Below are 6,346 nucleotides of genomic sequence, written 5' to 3'. Positions count from 1 at the left end.
GGTGTGGGGGGTGGGCACGGGACCTCCAAGGTGGGGGAGTTCGTCGTTCCGGTTGCTCTGCTGCTCTTCCGCGTACTGTTAGGAAGGTTTACTACCAGAGATTCGGGATGACGTATACCCGTCAATGAAGGGGGAGTTGACGATCTTGGAGGCCGTGCCTGCGGCCGGTTACCCCGCCTCGGACAGCCGTTCGCGCACCTGAACAGCGATTTTGTACGTGTCTCCGGTCGGCCGGACGGCGAGATTCCGCGGTGCGCGGATCCAGCCGTCCTCCAGGGCGAACCAGTCGATCGCCTTCGGCTCCCGGCCCTCGTCGAGCGCCGCCCGCAGCTCCTTGAAGTACGTCTCCCAGCGCAGCCGGTAGAGCCCGCCGACGAGTCCGGCCCACTCCCGGTTGGCGTAGTCGCGAAGCCCGGCGTCCGCCCCGGACCGCGTGCCCCACACGGTGAGCAGCGACAGCTGGTCGTACGCGAGCCGGTCCCGTTCCGTCGCGTCGGCGCCCCATGAGCGGGCGTCGGCGACCCAACGGCCCAGCAGATGGCGGGAGTCGGTGGCCACCAGCCCGTCGAGCAGATCCATCAGGCCGAGCCAGCTCCGGGCCAGCCGGCCGAAGCGGTCCGCGTCCCTCTCGTCGTACGCCTGCTTGATCCGGGGGAGGAGCACCCGGCTGCGGTTGGAGAGCGCCTGCCGCGCCACGTCGAGGAGGTCACGGCGGTAGGCGGAGGAGCCCCGCAACTCACGCCGTACGGCGAGAAGTTCGGTGAGCGCGGGCTCGAAGTCCGCCGGGTCGTACCGCAGGGCCTTCGGCGACCAGGCCGCCGCCGACTTCGCCGACAGGTCGGGCCGTGCGCCGAAGAGGCCGTCCGCGCCCTCGGCCCACTCGTCGGCGCGGGTCGTGCCGTACGCGGTGCGGCGCAGGACGTCCCAGGCTGCGGCCGCGTGCGGGTCGGCGGCTCCGTAGCGCGACACGGACCAGTCGGCGAACCAGTCCTTCAGGTCCAAGTCCCCTGTACGCCAGGCCAGTTCGGAGAAGAGCTCGAACGCGGCGGGGTTGTTGTCGGCCGCCTCCGGCATCAGGGAGATGCCGCGCTGCGTACTGCCGTCCTTGGTGCGCCACTTCTCGTACAGCGCCGCCCAGTCGGGGGTGTTCGCGCCGAGGGTCGTGTGTCCGCCGAAGTTCCAGATCGAGCCGAAGGTGTACGGGGTCGCGTTCCAGTCGGACTCGCGGTCGGTGACCTTCGGGAAGCGGTCGGAGAGGCCGTCGACCACCAGCATCCGGGACTTGTCGACGGCGTCCACGATCGCCTCGGGAGGATTGCTCTGCCAGCCGAGGATCACCCAGAGGGCGCCGGGGTGCGCGCTCCGGAGCGCCTTCTCGACGGCTTTCGCGGCGTCCGGGACCGGCACGTCACCCGGCTTTCCGCCCTCGTGGAGGAGATCCATCTTGTACATCGTCGAGGCACCGAACAGCTCGTCCTGGGTGCGGTAGAAAGCGGCGGCCACCTGCCCGAAGGCCTCGGTGCGCGGGTCGAGCCAGTCGGGCCGCGCGAAGCCGACCCAGTCGCCCTGCGGCACGGTCCGCGCGCCGGGGTTCCTCGCGGCGAAGCCGGGCGGGACCGTCCCGAAGTAGCCGGGGAGGACCGGAGTCATGCCGAGTTCGCGCAGCCGGTCCGCGATACGGCGCCCCAATGCGGCCCGCCGGTGCAGGAGTTGCCGTGATACCGGATACGGGAAGGCGGACATGTTCTGAAGCAGCCACCACGGCTGGTGCGCGGGGGCCGGAATCCACTCGCGCAACTCGCGCTCGGAGTAGCCGAACTCCTGGAACACGCGGTGGTAGAGGGCGTCGGCGCCGACGTACACGAGGACTTCGTTGTAGCCGTGCAGCGCGAGCACGTCGATCTCACGCTCCCAGTACGACCAGTCGTGGTACGCCCCCGTGTAGCCGTCGTTCGTGTCGTTGAGCACGAAGCGGTGCGGGGCGTTGGCGCGTCCGGTCAGCGGTTCGTCGAGGCCGGGGAGCCGGCCGGGCAGGTCGAGCTGGTCACCCGCCCAGGTGATGTTCGCGTGCGCGGCGTGCTTCAAGTAGTGCCGAAGTCCGGTGAGTTGCGCGGCGGGGGTCGGTCCGGCCACGGTGATGTGCCCGCGCCGCCCGGAAACCCGGAAGGAGTCCGCGGGGCCCGCGGCCGTGAACGTCAGCTGCTTCCAGTGTCCGGGCAGCAGACGCCGGGCGGCCCTGGCCGCGGGTGAATCGGAGGCGTCGGCGGGGGCGCCGTCGGCGGTGGAGCCGGAACAGGCGACGGCGGCGCCGGTCGTCGCGGCCATGGCGGTGAGGAACGTGCGGCGGGGCAGGGGCATGACGAGGGGATACCCTCCCGGTTCGGCGAATCCCGGGCGGGCGCCCGGTCGGTGCTGGACGCGGCACCACGATGAACCGCCCGCGGACCATGGTCAAGACGCCGCGTCGTGCCACCCCGGGACCGCCGAGTGCCCGACTCCGGTTCGTGGCCGCCGAGCGCCCGGCCCGGTCCGTGACTGCCGGGCACACCCGGCTCCGGTTGTCACCCGCCCGAGCGCCCGCCTCCGGTCCGGGACCGCCGCCGCCCCCAGTGCTAGCGTCGCCGGATGACCGCACCCCTGCCCGGCAGACCCACCCGCGCTTCCACCACGGGCCGCCCCCTGATGGCCGCCCTCGATCTGTTCGGGCGGCGCTGGAGCCTGCGGGTCGTGTGGGAGTTGCGGGGTGAGCCGTTGGGGTTCCGTGCGTTGCAGGAGCGGTGCGACGCGATGTCGTCCAGCGTGTTGCGCCAGCGCCTGACCGAACTGCTCGAAGCCCGTCTGGTGCGCCAGCTGCCCGACAGTTCCTACGCCCTGACCGACCTCGGACGCGAGGCCCACCAGGCCTTGCGCCCCCTGGACATGTGGGCCGAGCGCTGGGCGAGCGAGGTCAGCGCCGACTCGGCAGAGGGTCCGCGCTGAGCGCGTCGCGCATCAGCGAGACAGCGGCCTTCAGCGCGCTCAACGGCCTCAGTAGCAGTGTCGCCTCTGCCAACTGGCCCTGTGCGTCGACCTGTTGAACGAGCGCTCCGTACACGGACTCGTCGCCGACTTGCGCGGCGAAGGTCGTCACGCTGTGCTGCCCCTTGCCCTCCTGGCCGGGGTCGGTGAACTCCCGCAGCGGTTCGATCCCGGTCAGGCACTGCCCGATCTTCGCGAACAGGTGACCCACGTCGTCCCGTCCGCGGTAGTCCGCGACAGGGCTGTGGAAGACGACGTCCGGCGCGAGCGGGAGCCGGGTGCGGCCGGGTGTGCCAGGTGTGTCGGGTGCCAGTACCTCACGTACGTCCAGGCTCATCTGTATCGCCCCTCCTGACTGCCGACCCTTGAGCGCTTCGGTTTTAGAAGCAGTGCCTCGGAGCCTACTCCCGTCGTCGGGATTCCGCGTCGCAGTGGCCAGTCATCGGATCGATTTCCCGCAGCCAAGCCAACATCCGCTGCATCGGCCTCAGTTGAGCGCATTGACATCCGATGTATTGAACCCTACGTTCCCCAGCGACCCGTCAACCTCAGGGAGCCGCCCCCATGCGCACACCGTTCAGTCGCACCCGGCGAAGAGTCGCCGGGGTCGCCCTGCTCCTCGCCTCGGCCCTCGCCGCCACCGCCGTCCCCGCGGCGGTCGCGGCCCCGACGGAACCCCCCGCAGCCCCGGCCGCAACCTCGTCCAAAACCCTGTCCGCAGCCCCGGGAACCGACCACGCCACCGACGACCCCTTCACGTCGGACCGCACCAACTGGTGGCGGCAGGACCGCTTCGGCATGTTCATCCACTTCGGCGCGTACTCGAACCTGGAGGGCGAGTACAAGAAGGCCGACGGCTCGCTCTGCCGGGACGCCGAGTGGATCCAGCGCCAGTGCGACATCCCCAAGGCCGAGTACGAGAAGCAGGCCGCCGCCTTCAACCCCGCCGACTTCGACGCGAAGGCCGTGGTCAAGGCGGCCAAGGACGCCGGGATGCGCTACATCGTCATCACCTCGAAGCACCACGAGGGGTACGCGATGTGGCCCACGAAGGTCAACGACTGGAACCTGCGCGACCACTCCTCCTTCGACAAGAAGCGCGACATCCTCGCCGAGCTGAAGAAGGCGTCCGACGAAGCGGGCATCAAGCTCGGCTTCTACTACTCGATCTGGGACTGGCACGACCCGGACTTCCCGGACCCCGCCACCTTCCCGAAGTACGAGAAGCGGATGCGCGCCCAGCTCAAGGAGCTGGTCGACACCTACGACCCCGCCCTGCTCTGGTTCGACGGCGAGTGGGACACGGACAAGCCGCACAACCCCTGGACGGCGAAGGACGGCGAGAAGCTGGAGGCCTACCTCCGCGACCTCGACCCGGACCTGATCATCAACAACCGCGTCGGCAAGCGCCGCGTGGTCGACGGCGACTACGGCACCCCCGAGCAGGAGATCCCCGGCGCCCCGGTCGACGGCCAGCTCTGGGAGTCCTGCATGACCCTCAACGGCCACTGGGGCTTCGCCCGCTACGACACGGACTGGAAGTCGCCGGCCACCCTGGTCAGGAACCTCCTGTCCACCACGTCCCGCAGCGGCAACTATCTCCTGAACGTCGGCCCCGACGCCCGCGGCCGGGTCCCGCAGTCCTCCGTCGACCGCCTGAAGCAGACGGGCGACTGGCTGCGTACGGCCGGCCAGGGCAACGCGGTGTTCGGCGCGCGCTACGGCGGTCTCGTCGAGGAGCCGTCCTGGGGCTCGGTCAGCCGCAAGGGCGACAAGCTGTACGCGGCGGTCAACCAGTGGCCCGCGTCCGGCGCCGCCCTGCACCTGAAGGCGCGCACGGACTTCGGGGTCACGGCGGCGCGCGTGCTCGGCAGCGACCAGAAGGTGACCGTCACCAAGTCCGGCGACGGCATCGACCTGCGCCCGTCCGGCGCCGCCACCAATGACATCGCCACAGTCATCGAGCTTACGGTCGACCCGGGCCCGACGGCCCGCCCCGGCAAGGGCAAGGGCCTTAAGCAGGAGATCTTCGACAACGCGGACCTGAGCGGCACCCCGAAGATCACCCGCACCGACCGCGCCCTCAACCACGCCTGGAAGTACGAGGGGTCACCGGCGGCGAGCATCCCCTCCGACAGGTTCAGCATCCGCTGGACCGGCAGTCTCGAACCGCGCCGCTCGGAGACGTACACGCTGACGACCGTCTCGGACGACATGGCGCGGGTGTGGATCGACGGCAAGCTGGTCATCGACTCGTGGACGCCGCACGAACCGAAGCTCGACAAGGCCGCCGTAGCCCTCACCGCGGGCAAGCGGCACTCGATCAAGGTCGAGTACGCGGAACAGACCGGCGAGGCCCACCTCAAGCTGCTCTGGTCCAGCCCCGGCCAGGAGCAGCAGATCGTACCGGCGGCGCAGCTGTACGCACGCTGAGCGGACCCCCCCGGCACCGCCGGCCGGGCGATTCGGGCCCCAAGTCCTGGGAAGTCGGGACTTGGGGCCCCTGTCGCGAGGACCAATGGCGAGCGTTTTCCGTACTTCGGAATTGGCAGTGTTGATCGACGCAAGCTGGGCAGATGACCGGTCGTCGATCTTTGGCCCCCGGATCAGAGGCTCGACGACAGCCCATCACCGAACAAGAGAGTGACTGCACCGTGAGCGCGCCAGAAGCCCCCGAAATACCGGCACCGCCCGCTCCGGAGGCCATAGCCCGGCACCGCGCGCTCTTCCGCGCGGTCCACCGCCGCAAGAACCCGCGGCTGCGCCAGTCGGACATCACCGTCACCGAAGAGGCCCAGGTCAGGCGGGCCGTGAAGGCGACCGCCCTGGGCAACGCCATGGAGTGGTACGACTTCGGTGTCTACGCCTACCTCGCGGTGATCATCGGCAAGGAGTTCTTCCCCTCCGGCAACGACACCGCGCAGACCCTCTCCTCCCTGGCCACCTTTGCCGCGGCCTTCCTGGTGCGCCCCATCGGCGGCATGTTCTTCGGGCCGCTCGGCGACCGCGTCGGCCGCAAGAAGATCCTCGCGCTCACGATGATCATGATGTCGACGGCGACCCTCGCCATCGGTCTTATCCCCAGCTACGCCACCATCGGCGTCTGGGCCCCGATCCTCCTGGTCTTCTGCCGCATGGTGCAGGGCTTCTCCACCGGCGGTGAGTACGGCGGCGCCGCGACCTTCATCGCCGAGTACGCGCCCGACAAGCGGCGCGGATTCTGGGGCTCGTTCCTGGAGTTCGGCACCCTGATCGGCTACACCGTCGCCGCCGTCCTCGTCACCGCCCTGACCATGGGGCTCAGCGGCGGCGCCATGCAGTCCTGGGG

Annotated in this window: 5 protein-coding genes; 3 read left to right on the top strand and 2 right to left on the bottom strand. The window is 69.9% G+C overall.

Translation table 11 applies throughout. The features are described 5' to 3' along the window. Window positions 1-168 precede the first annotated feature (168 nt). The gene (locus ACQKIP_RS36725) at window positions 169-2,358 is read right to left on the bottom strand and encodes an alpha-N-acetylglucosaminidase (protein WP_365863197.1); all 2,190 of its coding nucleotides are present in this window, start codon (window positions 2,356-2,358) and stop codon (window positions 169-171) included. 267 nt (window positions 2,359-2,625) lie between these two features. On the opposite strand from ACQKIP_RS36725, the gene ACQKIP_RS36720 reads away from it, so the two are divergent. Continuing rightward, entirely contained in the window at window positions 2,626-2,979 is a 354-nt protein-coding gene (locus ACQKIP_RS36720) for a winged helix-turn-helix transcriptional regulator (protein ID WP_365863198.1), read from the top strand. Here the strand turns inward: ACQKIP_RS36720 and ACQKIP_RS36715 are convergent. Next, window positions 2,948-3,355: a hypothetical protein gene (locus ACQKIP_RS36715; RefSeq protein ID WP_365863200.1), complete on the bottom strand. Its 408-nt coding sequence runs from the start codon at window positions 3,353-3,355 to the stop codon at window positions 2,948-2,950. The two genes, ACQKIP_RS36720 and ACQKIP_RS36715, sit on opposite strands and share 32 nt — an antisense overlap. 227 nt (window positions 3,356-3,582) lie before the next feature. Between ACQKIP_RS36715 and ACQKIP_RS36710 the strand changes: the two genes are divergently transcribed. Both ACQKIP_RS36710 and ACQKIP_RS36705 read left to right on the top strand, forming a co-directional pair. Then, window positions 3,583-5,451, top strand: coding sequence for an alpha-L-fucosidase (locus tag ACQKIP_RS36710; RefSeq protein WP_365863202.1), 1,869 nt, complete (start codon window positions 3,583-3,585; stop codon window positions 5,449-5,451). Window positions 5,452-5,672: 221 nt separating this feature from the next. Beyond that, window positions 5,673-6,346 (top strand): MFS transporter (locus ACQKIP_RS36705; RefSeq protein WP_427745132.1); only part of this gene is annotated, 674 nt, incomplete at its 3' end.

Source organism: Streptomyces sp. NPDC059900, from assembly GCF_050270335.1.
GTDB lineage: Bacteria > Actinomycetota > Actinomycetes > Streptomycetales > Streptomycetaceae > Streptomyces.
This window is presented reverse-complemented; position numbering and strand designations above follow the sequence as displayed.